The organism is Stenotrophomonas sp. STEN225, from assembly GCF_056756445.1.
Window position 1 is genome coordinate 80323 of the sequence record NZ_JBRRBV010000012.1, and the last position, 14694, is coordinate 95016.

General features: G+C 67.6%; 14 protein-coding genes. 8 read left to right on the forward strand and 6 right to left on the reverse strand.

The genetic code is table 11. The features are described from left to right. Window positions 1–30 precede the first annotated feature (30 nt). The 4 genes from hemE to ACVOJ1_RS13180 all read right to left on the reverse strand — a co-directional run bounded on the left by hemE (window position 31) and on the right by ACVOJ1_RS13180 (window position 3111). A complete protein-coding gene (hemE, locus tag ACVOJ1_RS13165; protein ID WP_065182628.1) occupies window positions 31–1104 on the reverse strand; it encodes a uroporphyrinogen decarboxylase in 1074 nt (357 codons plus the stop codon). 36 nt (window positions 1105–1140) lie between these two features. Beyond that, complete coding sequence (locus tag ACVOJ1_RS13170; protein WP_053518663.1) at window positions 1141–1380, reverse strand: WGR domain-containing protein; 240 nt, start codon at window positions 1378–1380, stop codon at window positions 1141–1143. A gap of 79 nt (window positions 1381–1459) precedes the next feature. After that, entirely contained in the window at window positions 1460–2572 is a 1113-nt protein-coding gene (aroB, locus tag ACVOJ1_RS13175) for a 3-dehydroquinate synthase (RefSeq protein WP_128987990.1), read from the reverse strand. Further along, on the reverse strand, window positions 2569–3111 hold the full coding sequence (locus tag ACVOJ1_RS13180; protein WP_065174808.1) for a shikimate kinase: 543 nt from the start codon (window positions 3109–3111) through the stop codon (window positions 2569–2571). The genes aroB and ACVOJ1_RS13180 overlap by 4 nt, the downstream gene beginning before the upstream one ends. A gap of 98 nt (window positions 3112–3209) precedes the next feature. Here ACVOJ1_RS13180 and ACVOJ1_RS13185 point away from each other — a divergent pair, with 98 nt between their 5' ends. Next, complete coding sequence (locus tag ACVOJ1_RS13185) at window positions 3210–3413, forward strand: dodecin family protein (protein WP_053518657.1); 204 nt, start codon at window positions 3210–3212, stop codon at window positions 3411–3413. Between the two features lie 6 nt (window positions 3414–3419). On the opposite strand, the gene ACVOJ1_RS13190 is transcribed toward ACVOJ1_RS13185, so the two are convergent. After that, window positions 3420–4247 (reverse strand): kinase, encoded by an 828-nt coding sequence (locus tag ACVOJ1_RS13190; RefSeq protein ID WP_065182630.1) that lies wholly within the window; start codon window positions 4245–4247, stop codon window positions 3420–3422. Window positions 4248–4287: 40 nt separating this feature from the next. Here ACVOJ1_RS13190 and pdxH point away from each other — a divergent pair, with 40 nt between their 5' ends. Both pdxH and aacA read left to right on the forward strand, forming a co-directional pair. Continuing rightward, on the forward strand, window positions 4288–4887 hold the full coding sequence (pdxH, locus tag ACVOJ1_RS13195; RefSeq protein WP_263175306.1) for a pyridoxamine 5'-phosphate oxidase: 600 nt from the start codon (window positions 4288–4290) through the stop codon (window positions 4885–4887). Then, a complete protein-coding gene (aacA, locus tag ACVOJ1_RS13200) occupies window positions 4884–5351 on the forward strand; it encodes an aminoglycoside 6'-N-acetyltransferase (RefSeq protein ID WP_262100865.1) in 468 nt (155 codons plus the stop codon). Before pdxH ends, aacA begins: the two co-directional genes overlap by 4 nt. A gap of 47 nt (window positions 5352–5398) precedes the next feature. Here aacA and prpR read toward each other — a convergent pair whose 3' ends face one another. Next, window positions 5399–6982 carry a propionate catabolism operon regulatory protein PrpR gene (gene prpR / locus ACVOJ1_RS13205; protein ID WP_193396775.1) on the reverse strand — a complete coding sequence of 528 codons (1584 nt, stop codon included), beginning with the start codon at window positions 6980–6982 and terminating at the stop codon, window positions 5399–5401. A gap of 155 nt (window positions 6983–7137) precedes the next feature. Between prpR and prpB the strand changes: the two genes are divergently transcribed. The 5 genes from prpB to ACVOJ1_RS13230 all read left to right on the forward strand — a co-directional run bounded on the left by prpB (window position 7138) and on the right by ACVOJ1_RS13230 (window position 14694). Continuing rightward, on the forward strand, window positions 7138–8031 hold the full coding sequence (gene prpB / locus ACVOJ1_RS13210; protein WP_053518670.1) for a methylisocitrate lyase: 894 nt from the start codon (window positions 7138–7140) through the stop codon (window positions 8029–8031). Between the two features lie 36 nt (window positions 8032–8067). Then, entirely contained in the window at window positions 8068–9225 is a 1158-nt protein-coding gene (prpC, locus tag ACVOJ1_RS13215) for a bifunctional 2-methylcitrate synthase/citrate synthase (RefSeq protein ID WP_346480523.1), read from the forward strand. Window positions 9226–9323: 98 nt separating this feature from the next. Continuing rightward, window positions 9324–11942, forward strand: a complete 2619-nt coding sequence (gene acnD / locus ACVOJ1_RS13220) for a Fe/S-dependent 2-methylisocitrate dehydratase AcnD (RefSeq protein ID WP_346480524.1) — start codon at window positions 9324–9326, stop codon at window positions 11940–11942. A 51-nt stretch (window positions 11943–11993) separates the two neighbouring features. Next, window positions 11994–13178, forward strand: coding sequence for a 2-methylaconitate cis-trans isomerase PrpF (gene prpF / locus ACVOJ1_RS13225; protein WP_346480525.1), 1185 nt, complete (start codon window positions 11994–11996; stop codon window positions 13176–13178). 55 nt (window positions 13179–13233) lie between these two features. Next, window positions 13234–14694, forward strand: a complete 1461-nt coding sequence (locus tag ACVOJ1_RS13230) for a bifunctional 2-methylcitrate dehydratase/aconitate hydratase (protein WP_193396762.1) — start codon at window positions 13234–13236, stop codon at window positions 14692–14694.

Consider the following 14694-nt stretch of genomic DNA (forward strand, 5'->3'; position numbering starts at 1 on the left):
AACACCGCGCCGCAACCGCATGCGCACTGCTCAGCGCTGGCTGTGCGCGTGCACCGCGTCGACCAGTACCTGCACGTGGGCCGGGTCCATGTCCGGTGACATGCCATGGCCCAGGTTGAACACGTGGCCCTCGCGCGACCCGCCATTGCCGGCGGCGTAGGTATCGAGCACGCGCGCGGCAGCGGTGGCGATCGCATCGGGCGAAGCGTACAGCGTGGTGGGGTCGAGGTTGCCCTGCAGGGCAACGCGACCACCGGTGCGGCGCAGCGCTTCGTCCAGGTCCAGCGTCCAGTCCAGGCCCAGTGCATCCGCACCGGTCTGCGACAGTGCTTCCAGGTGCAGGCCGGTGCCCTTGCCGAACAGGATCAGCGGCGTACGCTCGCTGCCTTCGCCACGGTCCAGGCCCTGGGCAATCCGCTGCAGGTAGCGCAGCGAGAATTCGCGGTACATCGCCGGCGACAGCACGCCGCCCCAAGTATCGAAAACCTGCAGGGCCTGTGCGCCCGCGGCGCGTTGCGCGCCCAGGTAGGCGATGACCGCGTCGGTGGTGACCTCCAGCAGGCGGTGCAGCGCCTGCGGGTGGTTCAGCGCCATGGCCTTGATGCGCGAGAAATCCTTGCTGCCGCCGCCTTCCACCATGTAGCAGGCCAGTGTCCATGGGCTGCCGGAGAAACCGATCAGCGGCACCTGGCCATCCAGCTCGCGGCGGATCAGGCGCACCGCATCCATCACGTAGCCCAGGTCCTGCTCCATGTCCGGCACCGCCAGCCTGGCGATGGCGGCTTCGTCACGTACCGGGTGGCGGAACTTGGGGCCTTCGCCTTCGACGAAGTACAGCTCCAGCCCCATCGCGTCGGGGATGGTGAGGATGTCCGAGAACAGGATGGCGGCATCGAGCGGGAAACGCCGCAGCGGCTGCAGGGTGACTTCGCAGGCGATCTCCGGGTTCTTGGCCATCGCCAGGAAGCTGCCGGCCTTGGCCCGGGTCGCGCGGTACTCCGGCAGGTAGCGGCCGGCCTGGCGCATCAGCCAGACGGGCGTGCAATCCACCGGTTCGCGGCGCAGAGCGCGTAGCAGGCGATCATTGCGGAGAGGGCTGGTCACGTTGAACGTTCCTTGGATCGAAGGTGGGCAGCGGCATCAGTCGCCGTGCGAAAGGATCTGGAAGCCACGATGCAGTTCGGCATCGCGCGCCTTCTCGAAGGCGTGGCGGGCTTCGTCGGCCTGCAGGAACAGCTCGCGGCGCAGCTGCGAGCGGCCACCGACGCGGCCGCTTTCGCGCAGCAGCTCCCAGCCGCCGAAAAGATCCGGCTGCAGGCTCAGGCGCAGGAACCGCGGTGCCTGCGCACCGGCCTCGGGATGTTGCAGGTAGACATGCATGGCCCGATTGTAGCGGGGCCAGGGTGACCCCGGCCGCAACGCGGTAGCGCCGGGCCATGCCCGGCGAACGCGGAAGCGATCAACCCTGGCCCAGCACCTTCAATACCGCTGCTTCATCCACGTCCGGCACCACCTCGGCCCGACCCATGCCGCGCCAGAGCACCAGGCGCAGTCGACCGGCCACGTTCTTCTTGTCCAACCGCATGCGGCCGAGCAGGGCCTGCGGATCCAGGCCGGCCGGGATCGCGACCGGCAGCCCGAGCCTTTCCAGCAGCGCCTGCAGGCGCGCGCGGTCGGCATCGTCGGCCAGGCCGAGATCGGTGGACAGCCTGGCCGCCAGCACCATGCCCACTGCCACCGCCTCGCCATGGTTCAGCGCATCGCGGCCCGGCGCCGAATAGCCCTGTTCGGTTTCGATGGCATGGCCGAAGGTGTGGCCGAGGTTCAGCAGGGCACGCTCCCCCTTCTCGAACGGATCGCGCTCGACGATGGCGGCCTTGTGCCTGCAGCTGCGGGCGATGGCTTCGGCCAGCACCACGTCCTCGCCAGCGGACAGCGCGTCGGCGTGGTGCTGCAGCCAGTCGAAGAAATCCGCATCGCCCAGTGCGCCGTACTTCACCACTTCGGCCAGCCCCGCGCGCAGTTCGCGCGGCGGCAGGGTGGCCAGCACGCCGGTATCGGCCACCACCGCGCGCGGCGGATGGAAGGCACCGACCAGATTCTTGCCGGCAGGAATGTCTACGGCAGTCTTGCCGCCCACCGACGAATCGACCATCGCCAACAGCGTGGTCGGCAGCTGCACGCAGTCGATGCCCCGCATCCAGCAGGCTGCGGCGAAGCCGGCCAGGTCGCCGACGACGCCCCCACCGAGCGCGAACACACAGGCATCGCGGGTGGCGCCCAGGGCTGCCAGCGCTTCGATGGCGCGGCCGAATTCGGCCAGGGTCTTGGAGGCTTCGCCGGCAGCCAGCACGTGTTCGCCGACGACCAGGTCCGGACGCGCGGCCAGCAGGGTCTGCTTCAGCCGCGCCAGGTACAGCGGGGCGACGTCGCTGTCGCTGAGCAGCAGGACGTGGCGCCCCCGCACGTGGCGGGCGAGGGCAGGGCCATCGCTCTGGACGCCGGCGCCGATGGAGATGGTGTAAGGGCGGTCACCGCCAACGGCGACCTGCAGCGGAGTGGGGGAAGTCATGCGATCAGGTCCTGGCGCTGCCATTGCGCGGCGAGCTTGACGACCAGCTGGGCGGTGGCGTCGGCAGCGGTGTACGGGTCGGTATCAAGGGTAAGGTCGGCCAGTTCGCGGTACAGCGGATCGCGATGGGCGGCCAGGTCATGCAGCACCTGCTCGCGGTCGGGGCGCTGCAGCAACGGCCGGGCCTTGTCGCGGGCCAGCCGTTCCAGTTGCGCGGTCACGCTGACCCGCAGGTAGACCACGAAGCCACGGCGGGCGATCAATGCCCGGTTGTCCGGGTCCAGTACCGCTCCGCCGCCGGTCGAGACCAGTTGGCCGTGGCCCTGCAGGAGGCGGGCCAGCGCGTCGCGCTCGAGGCTGCGGAAGCCGGTTTCGCCGGAGTGCTCGAAGATCGTGGGAATGCTGGCTCCGGCGGCGTCGACGATGGACTGGTCGACATCGACGAAGTCCAGCGTGAAGCGCTCGGCGAGGCGGCGGCCGATGCAGGTTTTGCCGGCGCCCATCGGGCCGATCAGGATCAGGTTCGGAGCAGGATTCATGCGCCCTGATGCTAACACCTCCGTGCCCCGGCCTTTACGTCCTTCACGTCAGGGTGGGACTTCCTGCGGGGATTCCCGCGTTCAACGGAGTACAGGCCATGTCGGTTGCCAAGGTCATCGAAATCACCGCCTCTTCGCCCACGAGCGTGGAGGATGCCGTGCGCAGCGGCCTGAAGAAGGTCTCCGGAACCGTGAAGGGCATCCAGGGGGCCTGGATCAACGAGACCAAGGTGGTCACCAATGGCAGCGGTGAGATCACCGAATGGCGGGTCAATCTGCGGGTGACCTTCCTGGTGGAATGAGGGGCCTCAGCGCAGTGCCTGTATCTGGCGCTGCGCATCCAGCACCACCACCCGGTCGGCGAGGGCCGGCAGTGCATGCAGCGCCTGCCGGCTGACCCGCTCGAAGTACTGCACGAAGCGCTCCAGCTGCGGCCGGGTCATGCCATGCCGGCCGGGCTGGGCCGCCTGCAGGTTCTGCTCCTGCTGCCAGCGCCAGCGCGGTACTACCGAGAAGTCCGGCGGCTGCAGGAACCACAGGCGGTCACAGCGTTGCCACAATGCCGGGTAGTCGCGGCCCAGGGCCTGGTTGCACCAGTGGCGCCAGCGGCCATCGCTGTCGGCATCACGTTCAAGGGCGTTCAACGGCTGAGCCAGTTCGGATTCCTCCTGCGCCGGTGTGCCCAGGAACCAGCCTTCGAACACCAGCAGGTCCAGCGGCTTTTCCAGCCGTGGCCACTGCGCCTGTGGCAGGCGCTCGTCGGCCAGCTTGTCGAAGCGCGGCAGCGCCAGTGGTTCGCGCGCGGCGGCGGCATCGAGCAGCGCGTGGACCAGCGGCAGGTCGTGGGTGCCCGGCGGCCCCCGGGTGATCAACAGCGGATGGACCTGGCGTGCCAGCCGCTGCCGTTGCGCGCGGGTCAGGTAGACATCATCGATGGACAGCGTCGCGGCGTTCAGGCCCCGGTTCCGGGCGCGCGCCACCACCTGCTCGGCCAGCGTCGATTTGCCGCTCCCCTGCAGCCCGCTGATCGCCAATACTGGAACCGCCGCGCCACTGCCCAGCGCATCATCCAGTGCCTGCTCGGCCAATGTTTCGGGAAATCCTTTCACCTGGGGCATATACGCAGCAGCGACCATGCCGCCACAATAGATCAATCCGTGTGAGAAGAACGCAATCATGAGCGACCTGTACGCCGAAGCCCTGTCCACGTTTGCGGCCGTGTTCGACGAGGCCAAACAGAGCCGCGAGGTCGAGCCGAACGCGATGACCGTGGCCAGTGCCGACCTGCACGGTCGTCCATCGGCGCGCACCGTGCTGCTGAAGGCCTTCGATGAGCGTGGCTTCGTGTTCTATACCCACCTGGACAGCCACAAGGGCCAGGAGCTGCGGGCCAATCCGCAGGCGGCCCTGCTGTTCCTGTGGCGCAGCCTGCGCGAGGCCGGCATCCAGGTGCGCATCGAAGGCCGTGTCGAACAGGTGGCCGATGCGGAAGCAGACGCCTATTTCGCCAGCCGTCCGCGCATGAGCCAGATCGGCGCGTGGGCCTCGCAGCAGTCGAAGACGCTTGCAACGCGCGAAGAGTTCGATGCGCGCGTGGCCGAGGTCGAGGCACGTTTCGAGGGCAAGGACGTGCCGCGTCCGGACGGCTGGAGTGGCCTGCGCGTGGTGCCCGACCGCATCGAGTTCTGGTACGGCGCGCAGTTCCGCCTGCACGAGCGGTGGTGCTATGAAGCCGGCGCCGAGGGGCGCTGGAGCAAGCGCCTGTTGTATCCGTGAGCGGCTGCGCTGCCACGATCCGCCAGGCCACACCGGCCGATGCCGCTGCATGGTCGCAGCTGCGCGTGGGCCTGTGGCCCGACGCCGATGATCCGCTGGAGGAGCTGGCGCAATCGCTGGCCGATCCGGAAGGTGCGGTGTTCCTGGCGTGCGCGGCTGATGGTGAGGCGGTCGGTTTCGCCGAGGTGCGCCTGCGCCACGACTATGTGAACGGCACCGGTTCCTCGCCGGTCGGGTTCCTGGAAGGCTGGTATGTAACGCCGCAGTGGCAGGGCCGCGCTGTCGGCCGTGCCCTGCTGGCGGAAGTGCAGGCGTGGACGCGGGACGCGGGCTGCAGCGAGCTGGCCTCGGACAGCCGCCTGGAGGACGTAGAGGCGCACGCGGCACACCGCGCCTGTGGCTTTGTAGAGACCGAGCGGGTGGTCTATTTCCGCATGCCGCTGGACGCGGCCACGCGGGGGTAGTGCCAACCTTGGCTGGCGGCGCGCCGCGCGGTCCGCGATGCGCCTGCCTACATTCCTTCCGCGCGCAGCCAGCGCCACAAGGTGGTGCGTGACACGCCGAGCACCTGGGCCATGCCTTCGCGGTCATTGCGGTGTTCCTGCAGCAGCGCCTGCAGCTGGGCCCGTGCCGGGCGCCTGCCATTGCTTTCCAGCCGCAGGGACGGGGTGCTTTCGCGCGCCAGTTCCGGCGCCAGCTGCAGCAGGCGCCCAGCGTCGATCATCCCGTCTGCCGGCTGCCAGTGGATGCGCAGGCGGTCGACCAGATTGCGCAGTTCTCTCACATTGCCCGGCCAGTCGGCGGCACCCAGCACTGCCATCGCGTCCTGGTCCAGGGGGGCGTCGATACCACGCAGCTGGCGGAAGAAGTGCCGGGTCAGCAGCGGGATGTCAGCGCGCCGGGCACGCAGCGGGGGCAGTGCGATGCGCAGTGCTGCCAGCCGGTAGTAGAGGTCGCGCCTGAAGCTGCCGGCAGCTGCGCGATGCTCCAGCGACTGCAGCGTCGCGGCCACCACCCGCAGGTCCACGGGTGTTGGTTCGGTGGCGCCGACGCGCAGCACTTCACGTTCTTCCAGCACGCGCAGCAGGCGGGTCTGCAGCGGCAAGGGCAGCTCGCCGATCTCGTCAAGGAACAGTGTGCCGCCATCGGCCGCTTCGACCAGGCCGACCCGGCCGCCACGACGTGCGCCCGTGAAGGCGCCATCGCTGTAGCCGAACAGTTCGGCTTCCAGCAGCGATTCGCTGATCGCGCCGCAGTTCAGCGCGACGAAACGACCGCGCCGGCCGCTGGCGGCGTGCAGTTGCCGTGCCACCAGTTCCTTGCCGGTACCGGTCTCGCCGGTGACCAGCACGGTGCTGTCGTGCGGTGCATAGAGCGCGATCTGTGCGCGCACCTGCGCCATCGCCTCGCTGTCGCCGAGCAGCGCGTATGCATCGCCGCGCGGGGCGGCACTGCGCCGCGTGGTGGGGCGCGGACCCACCGAGCGTGCCAGGGTCTGGGTCAGTTCCAGCGCATGCTCGAAGGCCTGCCGTACCGAGTCGGCCGAATACAGCAGCACGCCCGGCAGCCCGGCTTGCTCGGCATGGTCGATGGCCATCCCGGTGCCGACGATCACTTCGATGCCGTTGGCACGCAGATCGGCGATGCAGTCGCGCGCATCTTCGCGGGTGACGAAGCGGCGGTGCTCGATATCCAGGCCGAAGCTCTGCTGGAAGCCGCTGAACACCGGCACGTCGCTGGCATGGGTGACCAGGCCGATGCGTGCGGCGATGCGGCGCGCGCGCGCCAGAGCCTCCATCAGGTCGAAGCCGTTGGCCTGGATCGGCACCAGCGGCAGGTCGAGCCGACTGCGCAGCCAGGCCGCGTTCGAGCCACCGGCAATCACCACGTCGCAGTGCTCGCGGCGCAGGCGTTGGCCGATCACCTCCACTGCCTCTTCGAAGCCGAGGTTGATCTGCTCGATGCGCGCGCGGCGGTCGAACTCGGGAATGACGTCACCCAGCAGGCCGGTCAGCCGCGAAACGCTGACCGTCCAGATCACCGGGCGACCGGGGTCGGCATCGGCATGGCGCAGGGGCGAGCGGGGCAGGTACATGGGGCGGACACCGGCACGGGAGTGTTTCATGATACATCTGTTTCAATGTTTCATATGTTTCATGGCTGTCAGCCGATCATGCCTTTGAAATCAATCGCTTGTAGCTTGGCATGGTGCTTGCGCCTGTCCACCTGTTCCTCAACATGGATTGCCGCATGACCGCTTCCGCCCCTTCTTCCGCCGGTGCCCGCTTCCGCGAGGCTCTGGCCGCCGAATCGCCGCTGCAGGTGATCGGTGCGATCAACGCCAACCACGCCCTGCTGGCCAAGCGCGCCGGCTTCCGCGCCATCTACCTGTCCGGCGGTGGTGTTGCCGCAGGCTCGCTGGGCCTGCCGGACCTGGGCATCAACACCCTGGAAGACGTGCTGGTGGACGTGCGCCGCATCACCGACGTCTGCGACCTGCCGCTGATGGTGGACATCGATACCGGCTTCGGACCCAGCGCGTTCAACATCGCGCGCACCGTGAAGTCGCTGATCAAGGCCGGCGCGGCCGCCTGCCACATCGAGGACCAGGTGGGCGCCAAGCGCTGTGGTCACCGTCCCGGCAAGGAGATCGTTTCGCAGGGTGAGATGGTCGACCGCGTGAAGGCCGCCGCTGATGCAAAGACCGATCCGGATTTCTTCCTGATCGCACGCACCGATGCCATCCAGGTGGACGGCGTGGACAAGGCCATCGAGCGCGCCATCGCCTGTGTCGAAGCGGGCGCTGATGGCATCTTCGCCGAGGCTGCCTACGATCTGGACACCTACCGCCGCTTCGTCGATGCAGTGAAGGTGCCGGTGCTGGCCAACATCACCGAATTCGGTGCGACGCCGCTGTTCAGCCGCGACGAGCTGGCCTCGGCCGGGGTCGCCATCCAGCTGTTCCCGCTGTCGGCGTTCCGCGCGGCGAACAAGGCGGCGGAGAACGTCTACCAGGCGGTGCGCCGCGACGGTCACCAGCGCAGCGTGGTCGACGCCATGCAGACCCGCGAAGAACTGTACGACCGCATCGGCTACCACGCGTTCGAGCAGCAGCTCGACGCACTGTTCGCCGCCAAGAAATAAGCAGTACCCTGCACCATCAAGTTTTCGGAGGGAAACATGAACGATACGACCGCAACCCCGACCTTCAAGCCGAAGAAATCCGTCGCCCTGTCCGGCACTGCCGCCGGCAACACCGCGCTGTGCAGCGTCGGTCGCAGCGGCAATGACCTGCACTACCGTGGCTACGACATCCTGGATCTGGCCAACACCAGCGAATTCGAGGAAATCGCGTACCTGCTGGTGCACGGCAAGCTGCCGACCCGCGCCGAGCTGGTTTCGTACAAGGCCAAGCTGAAGTCGCTGCGTGGCATCCCGGCCGCGGTGAAAGCCGCGCTGGAAGAACTGCCGCCGTCGGCACACCCGATGGATGTGATGCGCACCGGCGTGTCGGTGCTCGGCTGCGTGGCGCCGGAAAAGGATGACCACAACCATCCGGGTGCACGCGACATCGCCGACAAGCTGATGGCCTGCCTCGGCTCGATGCTGCTGTACTGGTACCACTGGAGCCACAACGGCCGCGCCATCGACGTGGAAACCGATGACGATTCCATCGGTGGCCACTTCCTGCACCTGCTGCACGGCGAGAAGCCACAGGATTCGTGGGTGAAGGCGATGCACACCTCGCTGATCCTGTACGCAGAGCACGAGTTCAATGCGTCCACCTTCACCTGCCGTGTCATCGCCGGTACCGGCAGCGACATGTACAGTGCGATCTGCGGTGGCATCGGCGCGCTGCGCGGCCCCAAGCATGGCGGCGCCAACGAAGTGGCCTTCGAGGTGCAGAAGCGCTACGACAGCCCGGATGAGGCCGAAGAGGACATCAAGGCTCGCGTCGAGCGCAAGGAAGTGGTGATCGGCTTCGGCCACCCGGTGTACACCGGGTCCGACCCGCGCAACAAGGTGATCAAGGACGTCGCCCGTGAGCTGTCCGAAGAGCAGTCGAGCATGAAGATGTACGACATCGCCGAGCGCCTGGAGACGGTGATGTGGGACATCAAGAAAATGTTCCCGAACCTGGACTGGTTCAGCGCCGTCAGCTACCACATGATGGGCGTGCCGACCGCGATGTTCACCCCGCTGTTCGTCATCGCCCGCACCGCCGGCTGGAGCGCGCACATTGTCGAGCAGCGCATCGACGGCAAGATCATCCGTCCGAGCGCGAACTACATCGGCCCGGAAGATCGCGAGTTCGTGGCCATCGACAAGCGCGCCTGACCGCCGCGTGATCCATCCATCCGGTCGGCCAGGTGCCGGCCGGATGCCTTCATTGCCGCTCGCCGGCATCCGGCCCGCCCCAAGCATTCCGCCAGCCCATGAATACCGATTACCGCAAGACCCTCCCCGGCACCCCGCTGGACTACTTCGATGCGCGCGCTGCGGTCGATGCGATCCAGCCCGGCGCCTACGCCACGCTGCCGTATGTCTCGCGCGTGCTGGCCGAGAACCTGGTACGGCGTTGCGATCCGGCGATGCTCACCGCCTCGCTGACGCAGCTGATCGAACGTCGCCGCGACCTGGATTTTCCCTGGTTCCCGGCGCGCGTGGTGTGCCATGACATTCTCGGCCAGACCGCGCTGGTGGATCTCGCCGGCCTGCGCGATGCGATCGCCGACAAGGGCGGCGATCCGGCCAAGGTCAACCCGGTGGTGCCGGTACAGCTGATCGTTGATCACTCGCTGGCGGTGGAGTGCGGTGGTTTCGATCCGCAGGCATTCGAGAAGAACCGCGCCATCGAGGATCGCCGCAACGAGGATCGCTTCCATTTCATCGACTGGACCAAGCGGGCGTTCCAGAACGTGGATGTGATTCCTCCGGGCAACGGCATCATGCACCAGATCAACCTGGAGAAGATGTCGCCGGTGATCTACGTGCAGGACGGCGTGGCCTTCCCGGATACCTGCGTGGGCACCGACAGCCATACGCCGCACGTCGATGCGCTGGGCGTGATCGCCATCGGTGTCGGCGGCCTGGAGGCCGAGAACGTGATGCTCGGCCGCGCGTCGTGGATGCGCCTGCCCGACATCATCGGCGTGGAACTGACCGGTCGGCCACAGCCAGGGATCACCGCCACCGACGTGGTGCTGGCCCTGACCGAGTTCCTGCGCAAGGAACGCGTGGTGGGCGCCTGGCTTGAATTCTTCGGCGAGGGTGCGGCCGCGCTGACCATCGGTGACCGTGCCACCATTTCCAACATGTGCCCGGAATACGGCGCGACCGCGGCGATGTTCTACATCGACGGGCAGACCATCGATTACCTGCGCCTGACCGGTCGCGAGGAATCGCAGGTGGCGCTGGTGGAGAACTACGCACGCAGCACCGGTCTGTGGGCCGATGCGCTGGCCACGGCGCAGTACGAGCGCGTGCTGCGCTTCGACCTGTCCAGCGTGGTCCGCAACATGGCGGGCCCGAGCAATCCGCATCGCCGCCTGCCGGTGGCCGAGCTGGCCGAGCGCGGCATCGCCAACGCAGCCAAGCTCGATGCCGGCAAGGCCGAGCAGCTGCGGGGCCTGATGCCTGATGGCGCGGTGATCATCGCCGCCATTACCAGCTGCACCAACACCTCCAACCCGCGCAACGTGATCGCCGCCGGCCTGCTGGCGCGCAAGGCCAACGAGCGCGGCCTGCTGCGCAAGCCGTGGGTCAAGTCGTCGCTGGCCCCGGGTTCAAAGGCGGTGCAGCTGTATCTGGAAGAGGCCGGCCTGCTGCCGGAGCTGGAAAAGCTCGGCTTCGGCATCGTCGCGTTCGCCTGCACCACGTGCAACGGCATGAGCGGTGCGCTGGATCCGGCGATCCAGCAGGAAATCATCGACCGCGACCTGTATGCCACCGCCGTGCTGTCGGGCAACCGCAACTTCGATGGCCGCATCCATCCTTACGCAAAGCAGGCCTTCCTGGCATCGCCGCCGCTGGTGATCGCCTATGCCATTGCCGGCACCATGCGCTTCGACATCGAGAAGGACGTGCTTGGCGTGGACGCCGACGGCAACGAGGTGCGCCTGAAGGATATCTGGCCGAGCGATGCCGAGATCGATGCAGTGGTGAAGGCGGCGGTGAAGCCCGAGCAGTTCCGCAGCGTCTACAACCCGATGTTCAACGTGCGCGTGGAGCAGGGGGCGGCGGTCAGTCCGCTGTATGACTGGCGCCCGCAGAGCACCTACATCCGCCGCCCGCCGTACTGGGAGGGGGCGCTGGCCGGTGAACGCACGCTGGCGGGCATGCGCGCGCTGGCGGTGCTGCCGGACAACATCACCACCGACCACCTGTCGCCGTCCAACGCAATCCTGGCCTCCAGTGCCGCCGGCGAATACCTGGCGAAGATGGGCCTGCCGGAAGAGGACTTCAATTCCTACGCAACCCACCGCGGCGACCACCTGACCGCGCAGCGCGCCACCTTCGCCAACCCGAAACTGTTCAACGAGATGGTGCGCAACGACGACGGCAGCGTGAAGCAGGGCTCGCTGGCGCGGGTGGAGCCGGAGGGCAAGGTGATGCGCATGTGGGAGGCGATCGAGACCTACATGGAGCGCAAGCAGCCGCTGATCATCATCGCCGGTGCCGACTACGGCCAGGGCAGCTCGCGTGACTGGGCGGCGAAGGGCGTGCGCCTGGCCGGCGTGGAAGCGATCGCGGCGGAAGGCTTCGAGCGCATCCACCGCACCAACCTGATCGGCATGGGCGTGCTGCCGCTGGAGTTCAAGCCGGGCACCACCCGGCTGACCCTGGGCATCGACGGTACCGAGACCTTCGACGTGGTGGGCGAGCGCACGCCGCGCGCCGACCTGACCCTGGTCATCCACCGCCGCGATGGGCAGGACATCATCGTGCCGGTCACCTGTCGCCTGGACAGCGACGAGGAAGTTGCGATCTACGAAGCGGGCGGTGTACTGCAGCGCTTCGCCCAGGATTTCCTCGAAGGTGCCCGGGTGGCATGAGACAACCGACGGCCCGGCAACGGGCCGTCTTTCATTGCAAGGAACCGTTCCATGAGCTTTCTTCCGCAACTCCGCATTGCCGCCACCTACATGCGCGGTGGCACCAGCAAGGGCGTGTTCTTCCGCCTGCAGGACCTGCCCGCAGCCGCACAGGTGCCGGGCCCGGCACGTGATGCGCTGCTGATGCGCGTGATCGGGTCGCCCGATCCCTATGGCAAGCACACCGATGGCATGGGCGGGGCCACGTCCAGCACCAGCAAGTGTGTGATCATCTCCAGTGCGTCCGTGCCCGATCACGATGTGGACTATCTGTACGGCCAGGTTTCGATCGACACCGCGTTCGTCGACTGGAGCGGCAACTGTGGCAACCTCAGCACTGCGGTGGGTCCGTTCGCCATCGCCAACGGCCTGATCGATCCGGCCCGGGTGCCGCGCGACGGCCTGTGCACCGTGCGCATCTGGCAAGCCAACATCGGCAAGACCATCATCGCCCACGTGCCGATGCGCAATGGCGAGGTGCAGGAGATCGGTGATTTCGAGCTGGATGGCGTGACCTTCCCGGCTGCCGAGATCCAGCTTGAGTTCATAGATCCCTCCGATGATGGCGACGCGGGCGCGATGTTCCCGACCGGCAACCTGGTCGATACCCTGGATGTGCCGGGCGTGGGCAGTTTCGAGGTGACGATGATCACCGCCGGCATCCCGACCATCTTCCTCAATGCGGCCGATCTGGGCTACAGCGGTACCGAGCTGCAGCCGGCGATCAACGACGACAAGGCCGCCCTGCAGAAGTTCGAGAGCATCCGTGCGCACGGTGCGCTGCGCATGGGCCTGATCTCGACGCTGGAAGAGGCGGCGACCCGCCAGCACACGCCGAAAGTGGCGTTCGTGGCACCGGCACAGGATTATGTATCGTCCAGCGGCAAGGCAATCCCGGCATCGGCCATCGATCTGCATGCGCGTGCGCTGTCGATGGGCAAGCTGCACCACGCGATGATGGGCACTGCCGCTGTGGCGATCGGTACCGCTGCTGCGATTCCGGGCACGCTGGTCAACCGTGCCGCCGGCGGTGGCCAGCACGAGGCGGTGACCTTCGGGCATCCGTCCGGCACGCTGCGCGTGGGCGCCCAGGCCGGTCTCGTTGACGGCCAGTGGACAGTGACCAAGGCCATCATGAGCCGCAGCGCCCGTGTATTGATGGAAGGCAGCGTGCGGGTACCGGCCGACACCTTGTAACGCGGGACCATGGCGGTAGCGCCGGGCGTGGTCCGGCGTCAGCGGAGAACAGACGATGTCCGACAGCCACACCCCGTCCAACGAACGTGCCGCGTGGGATGCGCTGCTGGAGGACATCGTCGATTACGTGCGCGACGTGCGCATCGACTCGCCACTGGCATTCCAGACCGCGCATTACTGCCTGCTGGACACCCTCGGTTGCGGCCTGGAAGCGCTGTCCTTCCCGGCCTGCAGCAAGCTGCTCGGGCCCCTGGTGCCGGGCATCAGCGTGACCAACGGCGCGCGCGTGCCGGGAACGCACTACGTGCTGGATCCGGTGCAGGCAGCGTTCAATATCGGCGCGATGGTGCGCTGGCTCGACTTCAACGACACCTGGCTGGCCGCCGAGTGGGGTCATCCGTCGGATAATCTCGGCGGCATCCTGGCCGTCTGCGATTGGCTGGGCCGCAATGCCGCGGCCCTGCGTCGTCCACCGCCGACCGTGCACGATGTGCTGGTGGCGATGATCAAGGCGCACGAGATCCAGGGCGTGCTGGCCCTGGAGAATTCCTTCAACCGGGTCGGGCTGGACCACGTTGTGCTGGTGAAGGTCGCCACCACCGCCGTGGTCGCCCGCCTGCTTGGCCTGGATCGCGAGCGCATGCTCAATGCGCTGTCGCTGGCCTGGGTCGATGGCCAGGCGCTGCGGACCTACCGGCATGCGCCCAACACCGGTTCGCGCAAGAGCTGGGCCGCCGGCGATGCCACCAGTCGCGGCGTGCGCCTGGCGCTGATGGCGGCCAGCGGCGAGATGGGGTATCCCAGCGTGTTGAGCGCTCCCACCTGGGGCTTCGAAGCGGTCTCCATGCATGGTCAGGCGGTGACGCTGGGGCGGCCGCTGGGCAGCTACGTGATGGAGAACGTGCTGTTCAAGATCAGTTTTCCCGCCGAGTTCCACGGCCAGACCGCAGTGGAGGCCGCGGTCGCGCTGCACGCGCAGCTGCGGGCAGGCGGGCGCAGCGTCGATGACATCGCGCATATCGCCATCCGCACGCAGGAGGCCTGCATCCGCATCATCGACAAGCGCGGCCCGCTGCACAATCCGGCCGACCGCGACCACTGCGTGCAGTACATGGTCGCCATCGCGCTGCTGCATGGGCGGCTGGTGGCTGAGGACTACGAGGACGATGTCGCTGCTGACCCCCGCATCGATGCGCTGCGCGCGCGAATGACCTGCCACGAAGACCCGCAGCTCAGCGCGGATTACCTGGACCCGGACAAGCGCAGCATCGCCAACGGCCTGACCGTCCGCTTCAACGACGGCAGCGAACTGCCGGAGGTCCTGGTCGAGTACCCGCTCGGCCACGCCCGGCGACGCGACGAGGGCATGCCCCTGTTGATGGACAAGTTCCGGCGGCATCTGGCCCATCGGTTCCCCACCACCCAGCAGCAGCGCATCCTGGCGGCCTCGCTGGACCCGGTGGCGCTGGCGGCCATGCCGGTGACCGACTACGTGGATCTGTACCGGCCGGGGTAG

Bases quoted from the DNA above. Each gene is read 5' to 3' on its own strand.
- prpB (WP_053518670.1), top strand. From the start codon at position 7,138: ATGACCGCTTCCGCCCCTTCTTCCGCCGGTGCCCGCTTCCGCGAGGCT.
- acnD (WP_346480524.1), top strand. From the start codon at position 9,324: ATGAATACCGATTACCGCAAGACCCTCCCCGGCACCCCGCTGGACTAC.
- prpC (WP_346480523.1), top strand. From the start codon at position 8,068: ATGAACGATACGACCGCAACCCCGACCTTCAAGCCGAAGAAATCCGTC.
- ACVOJ1_RS13180 (WP_065174808.1), bottom strand. From the start codon at position 3,111: ATGAATCCTGCTCCGAACCTGATCCTGATCGGCCCGATGGGCGCCGGC.
- pdxH (WP_263175306.1), top strand. From the start codon at position 4,288: ATGAGCGACCTGTACGCCGAAGCCCTGTCCACGTTTGCGGCCGTGTTC.
- ACVOJ1_RS13185 (WP_053518657.1), top strand. From the start codon at position 3,210: ATGTCGGTTGCCAAGGTCATCGAAATCACCGCCTCTTCGCCCACGAGC.
- ACVOJ1_RS13190 (WP_065182630.1), bottom strand. From the start codon at position 4,247: ATGGTCGCTGCTGCGTATATGCCCCAGGTGAAAGGATTTCCCGAAACA.
- ACVOJ1_RS13230 (WP_193396762.1), top strand. From the start codon at position 13,234: ATGTCCGACAGCCACACCCCGTCCAACGAACGTGCCGCGTGGGATGCG.
- prpR (WP_193396775.1), bottom strand. From the start codon at position 6,982: ATGTACCTGCCCCGCTCGCCCCTGCGCCATGCCGATGCCGACCCCGGT.
- prpF (WP_346480525.1), top strand. From the start codon at position 11,994: ATGAGCTTTCTTCCGCAACTCCGCATTGCCGCCACCTACATGCGCGGT.
- aroB (WP_128987990.1), bottom strand. From the start codon at position 2,572: ATGACTTCCCCCACTCCGCTGCAGGTCGCCGTTGGCGGTGACCGCCCT.
- ACVOJ1_RS13170 (WP_053518663.1), bottom strand. From the start codon at position 1,380: ATGCATGTCTACCTGCAACATCCCGAGGCCGGTGCGCAGGCACCGCGG.